This window comes from Pseudoalteromonas luteoviolacea NCIMB 1942, from assembly GCF_001625595.1.
GTDB classification, from domain to species: domain Bacteria; phylum Pseudomonadota; class Gammaproteobacteria; order Enterobacterales; family Alteromonadaceae; genus Pseudoalteromonas; species Pseudoalteromonas luteoviolacea_A.
In genome coordinates, this window is sequence record NZ_AUXT01000125.1 from 1 (window position 1) to 951 (window position 951).

Here is a 951-nt window from a genome sequence, read left to right on the forward strand (position 1 = left end):
GAGTTGCTTCTTTTTTAAGGTTAAAAAGGGTCCCCTTTAATCCATTTTGTTTTGCAGTTTTTCGATATTATGAACCAAGCAATACAGTTGCCACTGGGCATTCACTTTCGTTTGTCCGCGCAAGGTCAGTTTATTTATGCCTTTGTTCACTGTAATATTCCCGAATACAGGTTCTATACAGCCAAGTCGCTTACTATATTGTCGTCGCCCCATTGGGCTGTCTATTTTCACTTTCATTTTGTCGATGAAACTGACTTTTTTGCGTGATTCATCATTCTTAAACTGCACTTGTCTGCCTGTTTTTATCGGCGGTTTTCGCATACATTGTTGTTGCAGGGGGCAGACTTTACAGTCTTTTAAGTAACCGCAGAATCGTGTGTATTGTTGGTTATGGCTGTTTACATTAATGCCGCTCCGCCACATCTCATTGCCTGCGGGGCAGCGGCAGGTTTGTGTTACTTCATCATAATGAAAATCGGCTGAGGTAAATAACCGCGGCTTGCCTTTACTGCGTTTTAATCTGCGTTTTTCTTGCTCTGTTTCATAGGTTTCGCTCTCCTTAAACAGTGGGTTGCGTTTTCTAAATTGGTTATCGGCTATGTAAGTATCAAAGCCGCTTTGCGCCATGAATTCGAGGTTCGCTTCGCTGTTAAAGCCACTGTCAGCGGTGAACTTAATTGTGTGTTCGTCTGTAGGTGTATCTGTGTTCAATTTATCAAGCTGTTGTTTTAATTGCGTAACGGCTGGCTGCAGTGTTTGTTGCTCGCCCACCGAACCCCAAGCTTGTGCTTGCAATATAATTTGGTGCTTATCATCATTTATCGCAATGCCGTTGTAGCCTTGAATAGTGCCTTTTGAGGTGGTCATTTTTGCGCTGTCTGGGTCAGTGATATTACTTTTAACTGGCTTGCCTTTACTGCCTGTTTTTTCTTGATGTGTGGCTAAAAACTG

At 42.6% G+C, this 951-nt stretch carries 1 protein-coding gene; it reads right to left on the reverse strand.

The features are described 5' to 3' along the window. Positions 1-36: 36 nt before the first annotated feature. On the reverse strand, positions 37-951 hold a 915-nt coding region (locus tag N482_RS07040), incomplete at its 5' end, for a transposase (RefSeq protein WP_196765323.1).